Below are 18,737 nucleotides of genomic sequence, written 5' to 3' on the forward strand. Positions count from 1 at the left end.
CACCATGATCAGGTCGGCCCACGCGGAAACCTCGGCGGGGGTACCGACGGTCAGGCCCTGCTCCTCGGCCTTCGCGCGGGACTTCGAGCCCTCCTTGAGGCCGATGCGCACATCGACGCCCGAATCGCGCAGGCTCAGCGAGTGCGCGTGGCCCTGGCTTCCGTACCCGATCACAGCGACCTTACGGCCCTGGATGATCGACAGATCGGCATCGTCGTCGTAGAACATCTCGACTGCCACAGTTCAACCTCTTTCTTGGAATGTGCGTAACTAAAGTACTAGCGAGTGGCCGTGATGGACTTCGGCCCCCGTCCCACGGCCACGACCCCGGACTGCACGATCTCCCGGATGCCGTACGGATCGAGCATCCGCAGCAGCGCATCCAGCTTGGATCGCGTTCCAGTCGCCTCGATCGTGACCGACTCCGGGGAGACGTCGATCACCTTGGCGCGGAACAGATTCACCGTCTCGATCACCTGCGTGCGCACGCTGGCGTCGGCTCGCACCTTGATGAGCACCAACTCGCGGGCGACGGAGGCCTCACCGTCCTGCTCGACGATCTTGATGACGTTGACGAGCTTGTTGAGCTGCTTGGTCACCTGCTCGAGCGGGAACTCGTCGACGGTCACGACGATGGTCATGCGCGAGATCTCGGGAAGCTCGGTACCACCGACGGCGAGCGACTCGATGTTGAACCCGCGACGGGAGAACAGCGCGGCCACCCTGGCCAGCACGCCCGGCTTGTCCTCGACGAGAACACTGAGGGTGTGGCTGGTGCTCACTGATCTTCCTCCCCGGCCGCTGCGGCCGTGCCCGAACGCTGCTCGCGCTCCATGGCCTCGTGGATGACGGCCGGCTCGGCGGCCGCCTCGTCGTCGTCGAACAGCGGACGGATGCCCCGTGCCGCCATGATCTCGTCGTTGCTCGTGCCCGCGGCGACCATCGGCCACACCTGGGCGTCGGCGCCGACGATGAAGTCGATCACGACCGGCTTGTCGTTGATGGACTGCGCCTCACGGATGGCCGCCTCGACGTCTTCTTCACGCTCGACGCGAATGCCGTGGCACCCCAACGCCTCTGCGAGCTTCACGAAGTCCGGGATGCGGACCGCGCCGTGGGTGCCGAGGTTGGTGTTCGAGTAGCGCTCGTCGTAGAACAGCGTCTGCCACTGACGCACCATGCCGAGGTTGCCGTTGTTGATGAGCGCAACCTTGATCGGGATGCCCTCCAGCGCGCAGGTGGCGAGTTCCTGATTGGTCATCTGGAAGCAGCCGTCACCGTCGATGGCCCACACCTCGGTGTCGGGCATACCCATCTTGGCGCCCATCGCGGCGGGCACGGCGTAACCCATCGTGCCGAGACCGCCCGAGTTCAGCCACGTGCGCGGCTTCTCGTAGTTGACGAACTGGGCCGCCCACATCTGGTGCTGACCGACGCCGGCGCAGTAGATCGCGTCGGGGCCGGCGAGCTTGCCGACCGCCTGGATCACGTACTCCGGGGACAGCGCGCCGTCCGAGGGGCGGTCGTAGCTGAGCGGGTAGGTGCGCCGGATTCCGTCGAGGTACGCCCACCACTCCGTGAGGTCCAGCGTGGTTCCGGTGGCCAGGTCGGCCCTGATCGCCTCGATCAGTTCGACGATGACCTCCTTGCAGTCGCCCACGATCGGGACGTCCGCGTACCGGTTCTTGCCGATCTCCGCCGGGTCGATGTCGGCGTGGATGACCTTCGCCTCGGGGGCGAACGAGTCGAGCTGACCGGTGACGCGGTCGTCGAACCGCGCACCGAGGGTGATCAGGAGATCGCTGCGCTGCAATGCGGCCACCGCGGCGACGGTGCCGTGCATGCCGGGCATGCCGCAGTTCAGCGTGTGACTGTCCGGGAACGCGCCGCGCGCCATGAGGGTGGTGACCACCGGAATGCCGGTGAGCTCGGCCAGTTCCAGCAGTTCCGGCGACGACTCCGACTTGATGACGCCACCACCGACGTAGAGCACCGGGTGCTTCGCGTCGGCGATCAGGCGCGCGGCCTCGCGGACCTGCTTGCCGTGCGGCTTGGTGACCGGGCGGTATCCGGGCAGCCGCATCTCCGGCGGCCACGAGAACGTGGTCTGCGCCTGGAGAACGTCCTTCGGGATGTCGACGAGCACGGCGCCGGGACGACCGCTGGAGGCGAGGTAGAAGGCCTCCGCGATGATCCGGGGGATGTCGACGCCCTCGGTGATGAGGAAGTTGTGCTTGGTGATCGGCATGGTGATGCCGGAGATGTCGGCTTCCTGGAACGCGTCGGTGCCGATGAGCCCGCGGCCGACCTGGCCGGTGATGGCGACGACCGGAACGGAGTCCATCTGCGCGTCGGCGAGCGGGGTCACGAGGTTGGTCGCACCGGGGCCCGACGTCGCCATGCAGACGCCGACCTTGCCGGTCGCCTGGGCGTACCCGGTGGCGGCGTGGCCTGCACCCTGCTCGTGGCGGACGAGCACGTGCCGGACCCGCTTCGAGTCGAAGAGCGGATCGTAGACAGGCAGAACGGCACCACCCGGAATGCCGAATACCGTGTCGACCTCGAGCTCCTCGAGGGCTCGGACCACGGACTGGGCGCCACTGACCCGCTCGGGGGCGAGTTGGCGGCGGCTACCGGTCTGCGTCGCGGCGGCCGCGGTCGTCGGGCTTGCTGCCCCCGACTTGCGCGGCGTGGGTTGAGGCCGTGCGGTTGGTGCGCTCACTGGGAAATCCTCTGATTCTGGCTCCGGGCAACAAAAAACCCCCGTCAGCTCATGCTGTACGAGGGTGGCGCGTCGTTATCTGGCGAGTTGAAGGAATCGACTCAGGCGACGACGCGCCGGCCGATTACGAGCAACTCATTCTGTTTCACGCGCTCGACGGTAGGCGCGCTAATGGTGAACAGTCAACTTGGTGAGTCGGCCGTCCCAGAATATGAGATACGTCGGCTGCGGTGCGAAGATGTAGAGGTGTCAACTTCGCAGCAGCCCGTGCCACCGGAATCATCATCCCACACGACGAACCCACCCAAGCAGGTCATCCGGATTTCTCCCCTGGCCTACCTGGGATGCGCCTTCCTCCTGTTCGCCGTGTCGTTCCCCATCTTCGGCTGGCCCGCCGCCTTCGGCTGGCTCGTGATCGCGCCGATCGTCGCGGTGGCCTGGGTCGCGCGGGTGCGCACCACGGTCACATCCGATGGGATCGAGGTGCGCCGGCTGTTCGGCGGCCGGTCCCTCGCCTGGTCCGAGATCACCGGATTCCGCTTCCCCCGGCGCGGGTGGGCCCGGGCGACGCTGGCGGACGGCGGCGAGGTCACCCTCCCGGTCGTCACGTTCGACCGGCTGCCGGACATCGCCGAGGCGAGCGGCGGCCGGATCACCGACCCCTACGCGGCGGACGCCGCAACGGAGGAAGCGGCCCACCACACCGCGACCGAACCGGACGGCGAGCACCCGGCGAAGGACCGGCCCGCCACAGACGGGGAATAGCGCGCGAGTAGCGTTTGTCAGTACTTCCGTACGCTGACTAAGGAATACGCTCATGCCCCCGCTGAGGTCCCGAACCACCACCGCAGGACGAAATGCCGCAGGCGCCCGCGCCCTGTGGCGCGCCACCGGAATGACCGACTCCGACTTCGGGAAGCCGATCGTCGCGATCGCGAACTCGTACACGCAGTTCGTTCCCGGGCACGTCCACCTGAAGAACGTCGGCGACATCGTCGCCGACGCCGTCCGCGCCGCCGGTGGTGTACCTCGCGAGTTCCACACGATCGCCGTCGACGACGGCATCGCGATGGGGCACGGCGGCATGCTGTATTCCCTTCCCAGCCGCGAGATCATCGCCGACTCCGTCGAGTACATGGTCAACGCGCACACCGCCGACGCGCTCGTCTGCATCTCCAATTGCGACAAGATCACGCCCGGAATGCTCAATGCCGCACTGCGTTTGAACGTTCCCACCGTGTTCGTGTCGGGTGGGCCGATGGAGGCGGGCAAGGCCGTGGTGGTGAACGGCGTCGCGCAGGCGCCGACCGACCTCATCACGGCGATCTCGGCGAGCGCCAACGACCAGGTCGACGACGAAGGACTGTCCGAGGTCGAGCGCAGCGCGTGCCCGACGTGCGGATCGTGCTCGGGCATGTTCACCGCGAACTCGATGAACTGCCTCACCGAGGCCCTCGGCCTGGCATTGCCCGGCAACGGCTCCACCCTCGCCACCCACGAGGCCCGTCGCGCGCTGTTCACCCGCGCGGGCACCACCGTCGTCGAGGCCGCCCTGCGGTACTACCGGGACGAGGACGACTCCGTCCTCCCCCGCAACATCGCGACGCCCGCCGCGTTCCGCAACGCGATGGCGCTGGACGTCGCGATGGGCGGTTCCACCAACACGGTGCTGCACACGCTCGCGGCGGCACAGGAGGGCGAGGTCTACGACTTCGACCTCGACAAGATCGACGAGATCAGCCGCAAGGTGCCGTGCCTGTCGAAGGTCTCGCCGAACTCGGACTACCACATGGAGGACGTGCACCGAGCAGGCGGAATTCCCGCGATCCTCGGCGAACTGCGCCGGGCGGGACTGCTCGAGAGCGATGTCTCCACCGTGCACACGAAGAGCTTCGACGAGTGGCTCGACACGTGGGACATCCGGTCCGGCAAGGCATCCGACGACGCGGTCGAGCTCTTCCACGCCGCGCCCGGCGGCGTCCGCACCACCGAGCCGTTCTCGACCAACAACCGGTGGTCGTCGCTCGACACGGACGCCGCGAACGGCTGCATCCGCGACTTCGAGCACAAGCACACGGTCGAGGGCGGCCTGGCGGTGCTGCGGGGCAACATCGCCGTCGACGGCGCGGTCATCAAGACGGCGGGCATCGACGAAGACCTGTTCCACTTCCAGGGACCCGCACGTGTGGTGGAGTCGCAGGAGGAGGCGGTGTCGGTGATCCTCGGCAAGAAGATCCAGCCCGGTGAGGTTCTCGTCGTGCGCTACGAGGGCCCTGCGGGCGGCCCCGGCATGCAGGAGATGCTGCACCCCACCGCATTCCTCAAGGGCTCCGGCCTCGGGAAGAAGTGCGCGCTGATCACCGACGGGCGCTTCTCCGGCGGTTCCTCGGGGCTGTCCATCGGCCACATCTCTCCCGAAGCCGCCAGCGGCGGCGCCATCGGCCTGGTGGAGGACGGCGACCAGATCCTCATCGACATCGCGACCCGCAGCCTGAAGCTCCTCGTCGACGACGCGGTGCTCGCCGAGCGCCGGGCGAAGATGGAGTCGTCCGAGCGTCCGTGGCAGCCGGTGAACCGCGAACGCACCGTCACCACGGCCCTGCGCGCGTACGCCGCCCTGGCCACGTCGGCCGACAAGGGCGCGGTCCGGCACGTTCCCTGACGCGTTGGCAGGCGCACCGAGCAGACACGAAGCCGGGTGCCGCAGCAGGAGGATTCCTGCCGCGGCACCCGGCTTCCGTCGTCGGTGGGGCCACCCGTTCGGTCCGGATGTGACCACCCTCACGGGTGATCAACTCGCTCAAACGAAAACACCCCAGAACACGTTCTACTGATCGATTTGATCAGTTGGGCCGTCGCTTCTTGCACATCGCGCTCAGTAGTGGTTCCCTCAGTTGGCCGTTGAGACCTACATCACAATCGGCAGCCCACCGGAACATCTCCGGCCCACGAGGCCGTCGGGAACACAACCAAGGAGCGACACATGCCCGGAGTCGGCATATGGCGAACGAAATCCGTTGAGCAATCGATAGCGGACACCGACGAACCCGACACCCGGCTGCGGCGGGAACTCACCGCGAAAGACCTCACCGTCTTCGGTGTCGCCGTCGTGATCGGCGCCGGCATCTTCACGCTCACCGCCCGGACCGCGGGCAACGTTGCCGGCCCGTCCATCTCGCTCGCCTTCGTCCTCGCCGCCATCGCATGCGGCCTGGCCGCCCTCTGTTACGCCGAGTTCGCCTCCACCGTCCCCGTCGCGGGCAGTGCGTACACGTTCTCCTACGCCACCTTCGGCGAGTTCGTCGCCTGGATCATCGGCTGGGACCTCATCCTCGAATTCGCCCTCGCCGCGGCCGTCGTCTCCAAGGGCTGGTCGCTGTATCTGGGCAACGTCCTCGGGTTCAGCGGATCCACCACCGCCCACCTCGGGCCCATCGACTTCGACTGGGGCTCGCTGATCATCGTCGGCGGCATCACCATCGTGCTCGCGATCGGGACCAAGGTGTCCTCGCGCGTGTCCGCCGTCATCACGGCCATCAAGATCGCGGTGGTCCTCCTCGTCATCGCCGTGGGCGTCTTCTACATCAAGAAGGAGAACTACGCCCCGTACATCCCGCCGGCCGAGAGCACCGAGACCGCCGCGCACGGTGTGCACCAGAGCCTCTTCTCGTTCCTCTCGGGCGCGGACGGCAGCAGCTACGGCTGGTACGGCCTCCTCGCCGCGGCGAGCCTCGTCTTCTTCGCCTTCATCGGCTTCGACGTCGTCGCCACCACCGCCGAAGAAACCAAGAACCCGCAGAAGGCCCTCCCCCGCGGCATCCTCGGCTCGCTCGCGATCGTCACCGTGCTCTACGTCGCCGTGACCCTCGTGCTCACCGGCATGGTGAAGTACACCGATCTCAAGACCGGCAGCCCGCTCGTCGGCGACAGCAGCGCCACCCTCGCGACCGCGTTCGAGGCACACGGCATCACCTGGGCCCAGACCGCCATCAACTTCGGCGGACTCGCCGGCCTCACCACCGTCGTGATGGTGATGATGCTCGGTCAGACCCGCGTCCTGTTCGCCATGTCCCGCGACGGACTGATGCCCCGTGGTCTCGCGAAGACCGGCAAGAAGGGCACCCCGGTCCGCATCACACTGTTCGTCGGCGCCGTCGTGGCCGTCCTCGCCGCCTTCTTCCCGATGGGCACGCTCGAGGAGATGGTGAACATCGGCACGCTCTTCGCGTTCGTCCTGGTCTGCATCGGCGTCATCATCCTGCGCCGCACCCGCCCCGACCTGCCCCGCGGGTTTCGCGTCCCGCTCGTCCCGCTCGTTCCCATCCTCGCCGTCCTCGCCTGCGGATGGCTGATGCTGAACCTCTCCGTCGAGACCTGGATCCGATTCCTGGTGTGGATGGCCCTCGGAGTCGTCGTCTACTTCGCCTACGGCCGGCGCAAGTCGGTCCTCGGACAAAAGCTCGCCGCACAGGCCGGCCCGCCCGAGGAGGAGAACATCCCCGAGCTCGCCCAGCGCTGACCCTGCAGGAACAACGACTGCGCCGCACTCCCGATCCGGGGATGCGGCGCAGTCGTGGCAGGAAGACGTGGCAAGAAGAACGGTCAGATGAGAGGGTTGGCGCCGTTCAGGAAGATCCACACGCACACACCGGCGGCGATGCCCAGAATCAGTGCCACGAACGACCCGATGAACGGGCGCGTCGCCCAGCCCCGGCGGCCATCGAGGGAGAGGCGTCCCGGCCCGGTGAGAATGATCACGCCCGCGCACACACCGAGGAGCGTCTCGTACTCGGTACCCGCGGGCGCGAAGTACTCGAGCCCCGGTTCCGCGATCTGCCGGAACGCCCACGCATTGATCATCACGGCCAGCACCGAAGCGGCCGCCAGCGGAGTGAGGAGCCCGAGGATGAGCAGCGCACCGCCCGCGACCTCACCGATGGCACCCAGAATGGCGAGCAGTTTCGCTTGCTGGAACCCCGAATTCGCGAGCACCTCCTCGAACCCGTCGAGTCCCGGACCGTTCCACATTCCCGTCAGCTTCTGCAGTCCGTGCACCAGCGCGGTCGCACCCACCGCCAGCCGCAGTGCCAGCAGACCGAGGTCGAGGGTGCCGCGGCCGATCTTCACGTCGCCGTCGTCGATCCTGCCGGTTCGCGAATCGCTCGACGCGGCCGCGAGGGACGAGCCGGAACCGGCGCCGATCACGTGCGTCGGATGATCCGACACGTCCGACACTCCCGACTCCCGGTACGCAGGAATCTGTTCGGTGGGAAGACCCGCGCCGCGGGCGTCGCCGTGGTCGAGTTCGTCGTCGGTGTGCGGGAGACCCTTGCCTGCCGAACCGGACGACGGCGTGGCCGACGGAAAGCGCTCGGTGGGAAGGTCGTACGGGCTCGAAACCTTGCCGTAGCCGGGTGAGCCGCCCTGGTCCACAGCACCCTTGTCCGACGAGTCGCTGGGGTCTTTCCGCATGTCAGTCACACCGTCCAGCCTAGGTCGATCGGCCGGACAACGCTGGTAGGCGGAACCGGCGTGGCGGCGACGTCGAACTCTTCCGTAACGTCTCCATCATGATGGTGGGTGGGCGGCGCCGCACGGCGTCCCGCAAGATGGCGATGTCCGCACTCTGTGTGACGGCGGTACTCGCCGCCGGGTGCGCGAAATTCGACGACTCCGCGTCCTCACCCTTTACCCCAGAGCCGACGGGTGCGTCGGGCGCCGAGGTGGAGCCGGAGAACCCGCCGCCGACCACCACGACCACGCCCCCGCCGAGCGGGCCGCTGGGACCGTGCCAGGATCCGGACCCCAGCGTCATCGCCACCTGTCTCGACACCACCGGCGGACTCGTCGTCCTCCCCGACGGGGCCACCGCCCTGGTCGCGGAACGCCGGACCGGGCGCATCCTGCAGGTCGCGCAGGGACAGACCCCCAAGGAGATCGCACACGTCGACGTCGACGCCAGTTCCGACGGCGGCCTCCTCGACATCGCGCTGTCGCCGAGCTTCGTCGAGGACAACCTGATCTACGCCTACGTCAGCACCCCGACCGACAACCGGGTGGTACGGATCGCGCCGGGTGACTCCGCGAAGGAGGTCCTCGGCGGCATTCCGCGCGGCGACACGGGCAACGCCGGTTCACTCGAATTCTCCGGCGACGAACTGATGGTCCTCACCGGCAACGCGGGCAACCCGGCCGCGGCCGCGGACCCGGCGTCCCTCGCTGGCAAGCTGCTGAAGGTCACGGCGCTGTCGCCTGCCCCGACACCGGCGCAGCCCCGTCCGCAAGTGGTGCTGTCGGGCATCGGGACCGCCGGCGGGGTGTGCGTGGACCCGGGAGTGGCCGTGTGGGTCACCGACCGCACCCCGCTGGAAGATCGCCTGCAGCGGATCAGCGCCGACGGCGCGGTGTCGTCACCGGTGTGGACGTGGCCGGAGCGGCCCGGTGTCGGCGGGTGCGTCGCCGCCGGCGACGTCGTCGCCGTGTCCCTGAGCACCGCAAAGGCCATGTCGGCGCTCGCCGCCGATCCCGGCACCGGCGCCGTCACCACCGCCCCGGGGGTCATCGTGCAGGACCGGTACGGACAACTCGGCGGCGCCGCCCTCGGACCCGACGGGCTCATCTGGGTGAGCACCGTCAACAAGACCGCCGGTCAGCCCGGACCCAACGACGACCGGGTGATCAAGATGCCTCTGCCCTCCGGCGGCGGCGGATTCGACTGACGGTCCACGCCCGGCGCCGCGCCCCACACGCAACGAACGGGACGCTCGTTCGGTTGATCCGAACGAGCGTCCCGTCGGTACAGCGGAAGTTCAGCCGCAGGCCTCGATGACGAGTTCCTTGACGCGGGCCGGATCGGCCTGGCCCCGGGTGGCCTTCATCACGTCGCCGACGATCTTGCCCGCGGCCGCGACCTTGCCGCCGCGGATCTTCTCGGCGATGTCGGGGTTGGCTGCCAGCGCCTCGTCGACGGCGGCCTTCAGCTTCGTGTCGTCGCGCTCGACGACCAGCTCCGGGTGGTTCGCGACGACCTGCTCGGGGTCGCCCTCCCCCGCGAGAACGTGGTCGACCACCTGGCGGGCCACCTTGTTGTTCAGCTTGCCGCTGTCGATCAGCGCGACCACCTGCGCGACCTGAGCCGGGGTGATCGGCAGCTCGGCCAGTTCGACCCCACGGGCGTTGGCCTGCTGAGCCAGGTACGACACCCACCAGGACCGTGCCGCTTCCGGCGCGGCGCCGGCCTCGACGGTCGCGATGACGAGGTCGAGGGCGCCCGCGTTGACGAGGTCGCGCATGACCTCGTCGGAGACACCCCAGTCGGCCTGGATCCGGGCGCGGCGCACCCACGGCAGTTCCGGCAGGGTGCCGCGCAGTTCCTCGATCCATTCCGCACTGGGAGCGACCGGCTCGAGGTCGGGCTCCGGGAAGTAGCGGTAGTCCTCGGCGGTCTCCTTGCGGCGGCCCGGTGACGTCGTCCCGTCGGCCTCCTGGAAGTGCCGGGTCTCCTGGATCACCTCACCGCCGGCCTCCAGCACCGCGGCCTGGCGGCGCATCTCGTACCGGACCGCCACCTCGACGCTCTTGAGGGAGTTGACGTTCTTCGTCTCGGTGCGGGTGCCGAGTTCGGTCGCGCCGATCGGCATCAGCGAGGCGTTGGCGTCGCAGCGCATCGACCCCTGGTCCATGCGGACGTCGGAGACGTTCAGTGACTTCAGCAGGTCGCGCAGCGCGGTGACGTACGCGCGGGCCACCTCGGGGGCGCGGGCACCGGCACCGCTGATCGTCTTGGTGACGATCTCCACCAGCGGGACCCCGGCGCGGTTGTAGTCGAGCAGCGAGTGGCTGGCACCGTGGATGCGACCGGTCGCACCGCCGACGTGCAGCGACTTTCCGGTGTCCTCCTCCATGTGCGCGCGCTCGATCTCCACGCGCCAGGTGGTGCCGTCGTCGAGGGCGACGTCGAGGTAGCCGTCGGTGGCGATCGGCTCGTCGTACTGCGAGATCTGGTAGTTCTTGGGCTGATCCGGGTAGAAGTAGTTCTTCCGCGCGAACCGGCCCCAGGGCGTGATCGAACAGTTCAGTGCGAGTCCGATCCGGATCGCGGACTCGACCGCCGCCTCGTTCACCACGGGCAGGGACCCGGGCATGCCGAGGCACACCGGGCATACCTGCGTGTTCGGCTCGGCGCCGAACTCCGTGGGGCACGGGCAGAACATCTTCGTTTCGGTGCCGAGCTCTACGTGCACCTCCATGCCGAGAACAGGCTCGTACTTGGCGAGCACATCGTCGTAGTCGAGGAGGTCCGGAGCGTCGACAGCAGTCATGCCACAGAGTTTATGCGTCCGGACGTTCACCGAAAAACGCAGTCAGCCGAAAAATGCGGCCGCCTCGTCGTACCGCTCCCTCGGCACCGTCTTCAGCCGCCGGGTCGCGTCCGTGAGGGGCACGAGGTCGATCGACGTGCCGTGCAGTGCGACCATGTTGCCGAAGTCGCCGCGGTGGACCGCGTCGGTGGCGTGCACCCCGAAGCGGGTGGCGAGCACCCGGTCGTAGGGCGTCGGAGTTCCGCCCCGCTGCACGTGCCCGAGGACGGTCGTGCGCACCTCCTTGCCGATGCGGCGTACGATCTCGTCGCCGAGCTGCTGCGCCACCCCGGTGAACCGTTTGTGGCCGAACTCGTCGATACCGCCTTCCCGCAGCGTCATCGACTCGGGCGTCGGGGTGGCGCCCTCGGCGACCACGCAGATGAAATGCGAGTCGCCGCGCTGGAACCGCTTCTTCACCATGGCACACACCTCGCCGACGTCGAACGGGACTTCGGGCACGAGGGTGAGGTGCGCGCCGGTCGCGAGCCCGGAGTGCAACGCGATCCAGCCCGCGTGCCTGCCCATCACTTCCACCAGCATCACCCGCTGGTGGGACTCGGCGGTGGTGTGCAGGCGGTCGATGGCGTCCGTCGCGATGGACAGGGCGGTGTCGAAACCGAACGTGACGTCCGTGCAGTCGATGTCGTTGTCGATCGTCTTCGGAACGCCGATCACGGGTACCCCGCTCTCGGCGAGCCAGCTCGCGGCGGTGAGTGTGCCCTCGCCGCCGATCGGGATGAGAGCGTCGATGCCGTTGTCGTCGAGTGTCTGCCGGATCTGGTCGAGTCCGGCTTTGAGCTTGTCGGGGTTGACCCGCGCGGTGCCGAGGATCGTGCCGCCCCGCGTGAGGATGCGGTCGATCCGGTCGTCGTTGGACAGCACGGTCTTGCGGTCTTCGAGCAGGCCACGCCACCCGTCCCGGAATCCCACCACCGAACTGCGGTAGCGCCCGTCAGCGGTCCGCACCACCGCCCTGATCACCGCATTGAGTCCGGGGCAGTCGCCGCCTCCGGTGAGGATTCCGATCCGCATCCAAGCACCCCTCGTCGTCTCGTGTGGTGATGGTGGTTCTCTCTACACATCTTGCCGCTCGGAGCGGGTTCGAGCACCTCGGACCGGGCAGTCGTCTCAGCCGGGTGTGACCAGCCCGCTCTCGTAGGCCAGGACGACGGCCTGGGCACGGTCGCGGAGGTCCAGCTTGGACAGCACCTTGCCGACGTGCGTCTTGACGGTCTGCTCGGCGACGAACAGTCGATCCGCGATCTCGGTGTTCGACATGCCGCGCGCGATGAGTTCGAGCACCTCGCGTTCGCGTGGGGTCAGTGCCGACAGCGCCGCCGGTTTGCGGCGCGCCGTGCTGCGGCGGCTGGTCACGTCGGCGATCAGCCGCCGGGTGACGGTCGGCGCGAGCAGCGCCTCGCCGTCCGCGACCACCCGCACCGCGCGGATGAGTTCCTCCGCGGGGGCGTCCTTGAGCATGAATCCGCTGGCCCCGATGCTCAGCGCCTCGTACACGTAGTCGTCGACGTCGAACGTCGTCAGCATCAGCACCCGCACCGGCGGATCGAAGCCCGCGGAGAGGATGACCCGCGCGGCGTCGAGCCCGTTCATCTCGGGCATGCGGACGTCCATCAGGACCACGTCGGGCCGGAGGCGCCGGACCTCGCTCACCGCCACTGCCCCGTCCGGAGCGTCACCGATGACGCTGATGTCGGGCTGTGAGGCGAGCAGGGCTCCGAACCCCTGCCGGACCATAGCCTGGTCGTCAGCAATGAACACGGTGATGGCCACGCAGCCAGCCTAGGCGGAGGCGACCGGGAACTCGGCGTGGACCTCGAATCCGCCGTTGTCGTGCAGGTGGGTGGCGAAGGTGCCGCCGACCGCCTGCGCCCGCTCCCGCATCCCGATGATGCCGTTGCCGCCCGTCGATTCGTGCCTGGTCAGCGCGGACACCAGGCTCCGCCGGGGCGGTCCGTTCACGATCGACACCGAGGCGATCGGTGCCTCGTACGCGATCTTCACCTCGACCGCGGCGCCGGCCGCGTGCCGGGCCGTGTTGGCGAGCGATTCCTGCAGGATGCGATACATCACCAGCCCGACCGACTCCGACACCAGCCCCGGGTCGCCGTCGACGTACCAGGCGACGGGGATGCCGGCGCGGCGGCTGCCCTCGAGCAGTTCGGCGATCTGCTGCACCCCGGGCTGGGGCGCGTGCTCGGCGAGTTGCCCGTCGCTGCGCAGGACCCCGAGCAGTCCGCGCACCTCGTTCAGCGCGGCGCGGCCGGCTGCCCCGATCGATTCGAATTCGGCCCGCGTCTCGTCCGACATGCCGGCGAGACGGTACGGCGCGCTCTGGGCCTGCACCACGACCATCGACATGTGGTGCGCGACGACGTCGTGCAGGTCCCGGGCGATGCGGGCCTTCTCCTCGAGGATCGTCCGGCGCGTGCGTTCGAGTTCGCTCAGCTCCTCCTGCTGCGCGAGTTGCCTGCGGGAGAGCACCAGCCACCGGATCAGCAGTCCGAACACGACGATGGCGGTGAGTCCCACCGCCCAGCCGCGCCCGTTCGTGCCCGGAGTGTCGGCGAGGAACAGCAGAACGGTGGAGATCCACGCCACACCGACCACCGGGATCGCGGCCCGCATGCTGACGGCGGCCAGCAGGGCGAGCATCACGAGGATGTGCACGACCTGCCAGGGATAGTCGTACCCGTCCTGCAACGCGAAGACGCGGGGAATGACCAGGGCCGATACGGCGGAGACGGCCCACGCCAGAGCCGGATTCGACCGGATCAGCAGAAACGGGAACGCGGCGAGTGCCGCCACGAACGGCTGAATGGGCGGGCTGACCTGGTGGGTCAGCTGCAGAGTCGGCCACGCGACGGCGAACAGAATCGCCGTGACCACGACGATTGCCACGTTCAGCCACTGACCTTCCGCGGCCCTGCGGATGCGCGTCTTCGTCTTCACACCGTCGACACTAGAAGCCGTGGTCACGGCGTGTCCTCATACCCGGGGCCGATGTCGGTCCAGCCCCGCAGTATGAGATCTCCGGCCTCTCGCACCACGAGGTCAGGAATCGAACCGGACTCCGGTGTGATGTGGCTGCGCAACACGGATTCATAACGTCGTCGTCATGCGAACGACGGGGACTCGGAAGACAGCATGGGCCGCGGTGGCATGCGCCGCAACTGCACTACTGACCACGACGGGATTCGCCGGCACCGGCGCCGCGAGCACGCCCCGGCACGAGAACGTCGCCGCCTCGGCGGCGGTGCAGATGCTCACCTCACCGGAGGGCGTCTCCGAGGACTCCGTACCCGCGGACTTCGATTCCGTCATGGGGTACACGCCGGTGCGGATCGACGGCATGCTCGCCAACCCCGGCGGTGACTGCTCGTCCCCCGTGCCGCTGCCCCTCGAATTCGACACGGCGTGCAAGGCCCACGACCTCGGGTACGACCTCCTGCGGTACGCGTCGCGGTCGGGCGAGGACCTGGGCCCCTGGGCCCGCAAGAGCCTCGACGCCCAATTGGATCAGCGCATGCACGCGGCGTGCGACACCCGCATCGACGAGCGGGCACGGGCGCAATGCTTCGTGATGGCGAACGTTGCGGCCACCGCCGTCACCGGAAACAGCTGGCGCCAGGACTATTCGACGCCCGTCACCGAATCCGGGATCGGGTACGGACTGGCCGGTGGTGTCGGAGTACTGCTCATCGCCGGTGCCGCCTGGTCGTTCCGGCGCCGTCCGTATCCGGTCGGAGCCGTAGCATGACCATCAGCGCTCTGTCCGGTCCCGGACGGAGCACCGCGCGTGGTCGCGGACACACCCAGCCGAATGTCCTGCGGCGCACACTGGTCACGACGATTCCGATCTCCGCACTCCCCCGCGTCTCCTCCACGATCGCCGTCACCGCGCTGACCGTGGCATCGCTGGCCCCCTCACTTCTCCCCCGGAGCGCCCTGACTCAGGCCGTGTTCACCGGATTCCTCGCCGCCGTCGGGTTCGGGACCGTCGTCCTCGTCCGCCGACTGGCCCGGCTCACGACCGGTCCCGCCCACCGCACTCCGCGCGAGTCGGTGCGGTTGCTCGCCCTGATCGGCGCCATGGTTCTCGTCAGCTGGACGATCCTGCTCGCCGACCACTGGCAGGATTCGCTGCGCGCCGCGATGGGCATGCCGGGCGTCGGTCCGGATCACTGGATGCAGGCGATCGTCGGGGCGGCGCTGACCTTTCTGCTGTTCACCAGCCTCGGCAGCGCCGTCGGCGCGGTCGCCCGTCGGCTCGGCTGGATCGGCAGTGTCACCACCGCCGTCGTTCTCGCGACCGGGCTGCAACTGGTCGCCGGACCTGCGTTGTGGGGCATGATGTCCCGCTCCTACAGCGACTCCAACGCAGTCGTCGACGTGTCCCTCCACCGGCCGATGTCCGCCGAACTGTCGGGCAGCCCGGAATCCGCGATCAGCTGGGAGTCGCTCGGGCGGCAGGGTCGCCGGTTCGTGGCGGCGGGCGAGCAGTCGTCGAGCATCCGCACCTATGTGGGGATGGACTCCGCCCCGGACATCGAATCGCGTGCGGCGCTGGCGGTCTCGGAGCTCGAGCGCGCGGGCGGCTTCACCCGCTCCGCCGTCGTCGTCACTGTCCCCACCGGCTCCGGGTGGATCGACGAGAACGCCGCCGAAGGCTTCGAGGATCGCTTCGACGGCGACGTCGCCATCGTGGGCATGCAGTATTCGTACCTGCCCAGCTGGATCACCTTCGCCTTCGGGCGTTCCGCCGCAGACGAATCGGCCGCGGCGTTGTTCGACGAGGTCGCCGAGCGGATCTCCGAACTCCCCGACCTGCTGCGTCCCGCGCTGTACGTGTACGGCCAGAGCCTCGGATCCGTCGGCGGCAGTGCAATTTTCACCGATGCCGACGAACTCCGCGACCGGGTCTGCGGCGCACTGTGGTCAGGGCCGCCCGCCGGGTCCGTGCCGACGGACGGCGCGACGGTGCTCGCCAACACGTCCGACCCGGTGGTCTGGTGGTCGCCCGACCTGATCCTGCACCGCCCCGACCTCTCGCTCGCAGCACGCGATGCGCCGGTACCCCATTGGATTCCGGGCATCACGTTTCTGCAGACGAGCGTCGACCTGATCTCCGCACTCAACTTCGCACCCGGACACGGGCACCGCTACGGCACCGAGCAGGGCACCGCCCTGCCCGACTGCCCCTAGCTCGGGCGCGTGCTAGCTCGGCGAGCCGATCGGACCGCGAGCGGCCTCGTAGGCGGCACCGACGCGGTACAGCCGCTCGTCGGCCAGTGCGGGGGCCATGATCTGCAGACCCACCGGCAGTCCGTCGTCCGCGGACAGTCCCGACGGAACCGACATCGCGCAGTGCCCGGCCAGGTTCGTGGGCAGCGTGCACAGGTCGGAGAGGTACATCGCGAGCGGGTCGCCGACCTTTTCACCCAGCTTCCACGGGGTGAACGGGCTCGTGGGCGACACGAGGACGTCCACCTTCTCGTAGGCCTTGTCGAAGTCGCGGGCGATGAGCGTCCGCACCTTGAGCGCCTGACCGTAGTAGGCGTCGTAGTAACCGGACGACAGGGCGTACGTCCCGATCATGATGCGGCGCTTGACCTCCGGGCCGAAGCCGGCAGCGCGCGTCGCGGCCATCACCTGGTCGGCGCTCATGTTTCCGTCGTCGACGCGCAGGCCGTACCGCATCGCGTCGAAGCGGGCGAGGTTGGACGACACCTCACTCGGCAGAACGAGGTAGTAGGACGCGAGCGCATACTCGAAGTTGGGGCACGACACCTCGACGACCTCGGCACCGAGTTCCGTCAGCTTCGCGACGGCGGCGTCGAACGAGGAGATCACTCCGGGCTGGTAGCTGTCGGAGTGCAACTCCTTCACCACACCGACCTTGACACCCTTCAGGTTTCCGCCGGCACCCTCACGCGCAGCCGCGACCACGGGGCGCACGGGTGCGTCGATGGACGTGGAGTCGCGCGGGTCGTGCCCGGCGATGACCTCGTGCAGCAGCGCGGTGTCGAGGACCGTGCGACCGCAAGGACCACCCTGGTCGAGCGAGGACGCACACGCCACGAGGCCGAAACGGGACACCGTGCCGTACGTCGGCTTGGTGCCGACCGTCGCGGTGACGGCGGCGGGCTGCCGGATCGAGCCCCCGGTGTCGGTGCCGATGGCGAGCGGGGCCTGCCGTGACGCCAGGGCAGCGGCGCTACCGCCGCCGGAGCCGCCGGGAATGCGGGTGGTGTCCCACGGGTTGCGGGTGGGGCCGTACGCCGAGTTCTCGGTGGACGAGCCCATCGCGAACTCGTCGAGGTTCGTCTTTCCCAGGATCGGGATACCCGCCGCGCGCAGCTTGGTCGTGAGCGTCGCGTCGTACGGGGCGACCCAGCCCTCGAGGATCTTCGAGGCGCACGTGGTGGGCATGTCTGTGGTGGTGAAGATGTCCTTCAGCGCCAACGGAACTCCCGCGAGCGGGGAGGCGGGCGCATTGCCCGCGGCGAGGCTGCTGTCCACCTCCTTCGCAGACACGAGGGCCTGCTCGCCGGCGACGTGCAGGAAGGCGTTCAACTCACCGTCGACCTCGGCGATCCGGTCGAGATGCGCCTGGGTGACCTCGACGGACGACACCTCACGGCTGTGGATCTTCGACGCCAGGTCTGCCGCGTCGAGTGTGGTCAGTTCGGCGCTCATTCGCCCTCTCCAAGAATCTGCGGAACAGCGAAGCGATCCTGCTCGACGGCCGGTGCGCCGGACAGCGCCTGCTCGGGCGTCAGGCCGGGAACGATCACGTCGCTGCGGGTCACGTTCGTGACCGCATTCGGGTTCGCCATCGGCGGAACATCCTCGGCGGGCACCTCGGTGACCACCTTCACGTGGCTGAGAATCGAGTCCAGCTGACCGGCGAACTCGTCGAGCTCGGCATCGGTCAGGGCGAGTCGAGACAGCCGCGCGAGGTGCGCGACCTCGTCACGGGAGATGGCAGGCACCGCGGGCCCCTTTCGGTTCGGACGTACAGAAGTGAGTCCCAGCCTAGAGCGTGGCCCGATCAGCTGTGCAGCCAGCGCCGCAACCTGCCCGTCAGAAACGGCAGAACCACGAAGACCATCACCGGTGTGGTGATCACCGACGCCGCCGCGGTGCGGCTCACCACGTCCACGGCCGCGAGACGAGGGGTGACGAACATCGCGACGAGGAGCGAAATCGGGAAGAAGCCGAGCCAGATGGTGATCGCCTGCTTCCACCGCGGTGGCGGCGCGGTGACCCGCACGGCGTGCGTGAGCGTCGACTGCGGCTCGAACCAGCCCTCCACCCCCGTCAGGCGGTGCGTGACGGTGTCCTGCGCCAGCCCGGTCCCCCGTCCCACCCACACCTTCCTGGCCGGCGAGGTCGTCCACGCGTCGAGAGTGTCCTCGTCCGCGAACCGGTACACCACGTGGTACTGCTCCTGGTCGGATGCGGACCGTAGCCAGCCGCCACCGAGGAATCCCGGGAACGTTCCCGCCATCGCCATCCCGGCGTCCGTCCAGCGGAGGAATTCCTGTTCCCGGCCCGCCGCCACCCGTCTCGAGACGGACGTCGTCACTCCCGTTGCCGTGGTGTTCATGCGCCCATGTTTGGGCCGTCGT

Annotated in this window: 16 protein-coding genes and 1 pseudogene; 6 read left to right on the forward strand and 11 right to left on the reverse strand. The window is 68.6% G+C overall.

Annotated elements, in window-relative coordinates; all coding sequences use genetic code 11:
• From ACFTWF_RS29525 to ACFTWF_RS29535, 3 genes and pseudogenes are all read right to left on the reverse strand, one after another.
• Positions 1–228, reverse strand: a pseudogene (locus tag ACFTWF_RS29525) (ketol-acid reductoisomerase); the annotation flags it as partial.
• A 50-nt stretch (positions 229–278) separates the two neighbouring features.
• Positions 279–782 carry an acetolactate synthase small subunit gene (ilvN, locus tag ACFTWF_RS29530; RefSeq protein ID WP_015890233.1) on the reverse strand — a complete coding sequence of 168 codons (504 nt, stop codon included), beginning with the start codon at positions 780–782 and terminating at the stop codon, positions 279–281.
• On the reverse strand, positions 779–2,722 hold the full coding sequence (locus ACFTWF_RS29535; RefSeq protein ID WP_378464678.1) for an acetolactate synthase large subunit: 1,944 nt from the start codon (positions 2,720–2,722) through the stop codon (positions 779–781). The genes ilvN and ACFTWF_RS29535 overlap by 4 nt, the downstream gene beginning before the upstream one ends.
• A 267-nt stretch (positions 2,723–2,989) precedes the next feature.
• Here ACFTWF_RS29535 and ACFTWF_RS29540 point away from each other — a divergent pair, with 267 nt between their 5' ends.
• From ACFTWF_RS29540 to ACFTWF_RS29550, 3 genes are all read left to right on the forward strand, one after another.
• Positions 2,990–3,487, forward strand: coding sequence for a PH domain-containing protein (locus ACFTWF_RS29540; RefSeq protein WP_378464825.1), 498 nt, complete (start codon positions 2,990–2,992; stop codon positions 3,485–3,487).
• Positions 3,488–3,539: 52 nt separating this feature from the next.
• Positions 3,540–5,384 (forward strand): dihydroxy-acid dehydratase, encoded by a 1,845-nt coding sequence (gene ilvD / locus ACFTWF_RS29545; protein ID WP_378464679.1) that lies wholly within the window; start codon positions 3,540–3,542, stop codon positions 5,382–5,384.
• A 321-nt stretch (positions 5,385–5,705) separates the two neighbouring features.
• On the forward strand, positions 5,706–7,241 hold the full coding sequence (locus ACFTWF_RS29550) for an amino acid permease (protein WP_378464680.1): 1,536 nt from the start codon (positions 5,706–5,708) through the stop codon (positions 7,239–7,241).
• A gap of 83 nt (positions 7,242–7,324) precedes the next feature.
• On the opposite strand, the gene ACFTWF_RS29555 is transcribed toward ACFTWF_RS29550, so the two are convergent.
• The gene (locus ACFTWF_RS29555; RefSeq protein WP_378464826.1) at positions 7,325–8,194 is read right to left on the reverse strand and encodes a DoxX family protein; all 870 of its coding nucleotides are present in this window, start codon (positions 8,192–8,194) and stop codon (positions 7,325–7,327) included.
• A gap of 98 nt (positions 8,195–8,292) precedes the next feature.
• On the opposite strand from ACFTWF_RS29555, the gene ACFTWF_RS29560 reads away from it, so the two are divergent.
• Positions 8,293–9,441, forward strand: coding sequence for a PQQ-dependent sugar dehydrogenase (locus tag ACFTWF_RS29560; RefSeq protein WP_378464681.1), 1,149 nt, complete (start codon positions 8,293–8,295; stop codon positions 9,439–9,441).
• Positions 9,442–9,531: 90 nt separating this feature from the next.
• Here ACFTWF_RS29560 and gatB read toward each other — a convergent pair whose 3' ends face one another.
• From gatB to ACFTWF_RS29580, 4 genes are all read right to left on the reverse strand, one after another.
• The gene (gene gatB, locus ACFTWF_RS29565; protein ID WP_378464682.1) at positions 9,532–11,043 is read right to left on the reverse strand and encodes an Asp-tRNA(Asn)/Glu-tRNA(Gln) amidotransferase subunit GatB; all 1,512 of its coding nucleotides are present in this window, start codon (positions 11,041–11,043) and stop codon (positions 9,532–9,534) included.
• 42 nt (positions 11,044–11,085) lie between these two features.
• A complete protein-coding gene (locus ACFTWF_RS29570) occupies positions 11,086–12,117 on the reverse strand; it encodes an ATP-dependent 6-phosphofructokinase (protein ID WP_378464683.1) in 1,032 nt (343 codons plus the stop codon).
• A 96-nt stretch (positions 12,118–12,213) separates the two neighbouring features.
• Positions 12,214–12,876 (reverse strand): response regulator transcription factor, encoded by a 663-nt coding sequence (locus ACFTWF_RS29575; protein WP_073359177.1) that lies wholly within the window; start codon positions 12,874–12,876, stop codon positions 12,214–12,216.
• Positions 12,877–12,885: 9 nt separating this feature from the next.
• The gene (locus ACFTWF_RS29580) at positions 12,886–14,082 is read right to left on the reverse strand and encodes a sensor histidine kinase (protein WP_378464684.1); all 1,197 of its coding nucleotides are present in this window, start codon (positions 14,080–14,082) and stop codon (positions 12,886–12,888) included.
• 139 nt (positions 14,083–14,221) lie between these two features.
• Here ACFTWF_RS29580 and ACFTWF_RS29585 point away from each other — a divergent pair, with 139 nt between their 5' ends.
• Complete coding sequence (locus ACFTWF_RS29585; protein ID WP_378464685.1) at positions 14,222–14,863, forward strand: hypothetical protein; 642 nt, start codon at positions 14,222–14,224, stop codon at positions 14,861–14,863.
• Positions 14,860–16,308: an alpha/beta-hydrolase family protein gene (locus tag ACFTWF_RS29590; RefSeq protein WP_378464686.1), complete on the forward strand. Its 1,449-nt coding sequence runs from the start codon at positions 14,860–14,862 to the stop codon at positions 16,306–16,308. The genes ACFTWF_RS29585 and ACFTWF_RS29590 overlap by 4 nt, the downstream gene beginning before the upstream one ends.
• A gap of 12 nt (positions 16,309–16,320) precedes the next feature.
• Here ACFTWF_RS29590 and gatA read toward each other — a convergent pair whose 3' ends face one another.
• Genes gatA through ACFTWF_RS29605 form a run of 3 tightly spaced genes read right to left on the reverse strand, consistent with a single transcriptional unit; the run spans position 16,321 to position 18,715 of the window.
• Positions 16,321–17,802: an Asp-tRNA(Asn)/Glu-tRNA(Gln) amidotransferase subunit GatA gene (gatA, locus tag ACFTWF_RS29595; RefSeq protein WP_378464687.1), complete on the reverse strand. Its 1,482-nt coding sequence runs from the start codon at positions 17,800–17,802 to the stop codon at positions 16,321–16,323.
• A complete protein-coding gene (gene gatC, locus ACFTWF_RS29600) occupies positions 17,799–18,098 on the reverse strand; it encodes an Asp-tRNA(Asn)/Glu-tRNA(Gln) amidotransferase subunit GatC (protein ID WP_185729131.1) in 300 nt (99 codons plus the stop codon). The genes gatA and gatC overlap by 4 nt, the downstream gene beginning before the upstream one ends.
• A gap of 59 nt (positions 18,099–18,157) precedes the next feature.
• Positions 18,158–18,715, reverse strand: a complete 558-nt coding sequence (locus tag ACFTWF_RS29605; protein ID WP_378464688.1) for an antibiotic biosynthesis monooxygenase — start codon at positions 18,713–18,715, stop codon at positions 18,158–18,160.
• Positions 18,716–18,737 lie beyond the last annotated feature (22 nt).

The sequence above is a fragment of the Rhodococcus sp. NPDC056960 genome, from assembly GCF_042674125.1.
Classification (GTDB): Bacteria; Actinomycetota; Actinomycetes; order Mycobacteriales; family Mycobacteriaceae; genus Rhodococcus_F.

What these genes read in the sequence shown, in the direction of transcription:
- gatB (WP_378464682.1), bottom strand. Translation starts at nt 11,043, where the DNA reads ATGACTGCTGTCGACGCTCCGGACCTCCTCGACTACGACGATGTGCTC.
- ACFTWF_RS29605 (WP_378464688.1), bottom strand. Translation starts at nt 18,715, where the DNA reads ATGAACACCACGGCAACGGGAGTGACGACGTCCGTCTCGAGACGGGTG.
- ACFTWF_RS29555 (WP_378464826.1), bottom strand. Translation starts at nt 8,194, where the DNA reads ATGCGGAAAGACCCCAGCGACTCGTCGGACAAGGGTGCTGTGGACCAG.
- ACFTWF_RS29590 (WP_378464686.1), top strand. Translation starts at nt 14,860, where the DNA reads ATGACCATCAGCGCTCTGTCCGGTCCCGGACGGAGCACCGCGCGTGGT.
- ACFTWF_RS29560 (WP_378464681.1), top strand. Translation starts at nt 8,293, where the DNA reads ATGATGGTGGGTGGGCGGCGCCGCACGGCGTCCCGCAAGATGGCGATG.
- gatA (WP_378464687.1), bottom strand. Translation starts at nt 17,802, where the DNA reads ATGAGCGCCGAACTGACCACACTCGACGCGGCAGACCTGGCGTCGAAG.
- ACFTWF_RS29570 (WP_378464683.1), bottom strand. Translation starts at nt 12,117, where the DNA reads ATGCGGATCGGAATCCTCACCGGAGGCGGCGACTGCCCCGGACTCAAT.
- ACFTWF_RS29585 (WP_378464685.1), top strand. Translation starts at nt 14,222, where the DNA reads ATGCGAACGACGGGGACTCGGAAGACAGCATGGGCCGCGGTGGCATGC.
- ACFTWF_RS29550 (WP_378464680.1), top strand. Translation starts at nt 5,706, where the DNA reads ATGCCCGGAGTCGGCATATGGCGAACGAAATCCGTTGAGCAATCGATA.
- ilvD (WP_378464679.1), top strand. Translation starts at nt 3,540, where the DNA reads ATGCCCCCGCTGAGGTCCCGAACCACCACCGCAGGACGAAATGCCGCA.